We start from the raw sequence: 1,309 nt of genomic DNA, 5'->3' as shown, positions 1-1,309 counted from the left end.
AGGCGCATGACAAAATCGCGGCTGAATGATTGTCCTCCTAGTCTTTCTGCGATTTCCCACAAGGAGTGGCTGATATAACTGCGGATGGGATTGTGATGGTTTTCTTCTCCTCTAAAGCCGGGTATCAGGTCTTCTGGTTGGTAGGGGAAACTGGCAGCCCAGGTTTGTAAGGTGGTAATGATGGCTTCTGTACTGTCTGGAATGGGCGCGTTATAGGTAAGACGGAGAGCTTCTAACCATTGTTGTATGGGGGCTAGGGCGATGGCGGCCCGCGCTCCCCATCCGGTGAGAATTTGTTTGAGTAGCAGACGGCTGCCAACTAGGGTATTACCGACGATTAGCTTGGATTCGATCAATTCTAGTTTGGCTTCTGGGCCGGCGTCGATAAATTCGTTGAACAGGTTTGATGTCATTGCCGCATCTCCTTGAATACCAGTATTTTTTGTACTGATGTTCTAGCCTTACTTTTAAAGAGTTTAAAGTATTAACCCTTGAAATGGTTAAGTTATATGAGTGACTTGAAACGTTATTGGATTGTTATCCATTATGAAACCGAGTTGACGGCAGAAACGGAGTGGGATGCTTGCCATAATATTCGTCTGGGCAATAGGATTGTTGAAGAGGCGAGTATTGCTGCCCAAGAGATTTCTTTCAATGCCGATATCAAAGCGTTGATTACTCAAACGAGGCTTACTGTTCGTAAAGAAGCGACTCTGGCTATTATTCTTAATCAACTCTACCATAAATTACAAGATTTTTCTTGGCTCGCAGATGGGCTACCGCCAGAGATACAATCCCAGGTGGAGGCTCTATCGGTTGAACAACTTGAAGACTTAAGTAGGGGTAAAGACAAGATACGCGCAAAATTTATCACGATGTAAAGTTGTGTAACAAAATTACTCAGAAGCCTAAATTTAACTTTTCATCTAGTGCTTGTGGAATCGTATCGAGATCAATCCGATAATCGCCAAAACGCTTGATATGACTGGTTAAATAAGGCGTAGAAATAGCGAAGCTGACACCAAGTGCGTGCGACATGAAGTTATCTACTTTGTCATTGGAAGGATAATATTGCCGTTTCGGCAGGTTTATGCTTCCAATTGACTCCGGCAATTATATGCTTCCAATAGGATGAGGGATGCTAGAACATATCGCACGAATATACGACTAACAACTAATGCCTTTTCTATGAAAAAATAGCAATTATTTATGTTTACTTAAAAACCGGTAAACACGCTATAAAATCTGATAGTAAAGCCTCGGAAGTTCAACGAAGAACTGTAAGGGTTTTCAATTTTTTAGAATTAGT

3 protein-coding genes are annotated in these 1,309 nt (G+C 42.1%); 1 reads left to right on the top strand and 2 read right to left on the bottom strand.

Annotated elements, in window-relative coordinates:
• Positions 1–413: hypothetical protein (locus PL9631_RS25585; RefSeq protein WP_156090716.1), on the bottom strand; the 413-nt coding region annotated here is incomplete at its 3' end.
• Between the two features lie 96 nt (positions 414–509).
• On the opposite strand from PL9631_RS25585, the gene PL9631_RS25580 reads away from it, so the two are divergent.
• Complete coding sequence (locus PL9631_RS25580) at positions 510–881, top strand: DUF4351 domain-containing protein (protein ID WP_083616756.1); 372 nt, start codon at positions 510–512, stop codon at positions 879–881.
• A gap of 19 nt (positions 882–900) precedes the next feature.
• Here PL9631_RS25580 and PL9631_RS25575 read toward each other — a convergent pair whose 3' ends face one another.
• A complete protein-coding gene (locus tag PL9631_RS25575; protein ID WP_156090715.1) occupies positions 901–1,038 on the bottom strand; it encodes a hypothetical protein in 138 nt (45 codons plus the stop codon).
• Positions 1,039–1,309: the final 271 nt, after the last annotated feature.

Origin of the sequence: Planktothrix paucivesiculata PCC 9631, assembly GCF_900009265.2 — a bacterium.
GTDB lineage: Bacteria > Cyanobacteriota > Cyanobacteriia > Cyanobacteriales > Microcoleaceae > Planktothrix > Planktothrix paucivesiculata.
Note: the sequence above shows the minus strand (reverse complement) of the source record. Positions and strands in the feature narration are given on the sequence as shown.

Bases quoted from the DNA above. Each gene is read 5' to 3' on its own strand.
- PL9631_RS25580 (WP_083616756.1), top strand. From the start codon at position 510: ATGAGTGACTTGAAACGTTATTGGATTGTTATCCATTATGAAACCGAG.
- PL9631_RS25575 (WP_156090715.1), bottom strand. From the start codon at position 1,038: ATGTCGCACGCACTTGGTGTCAGCTTCGCTATTTCTACGCCTTATTTA.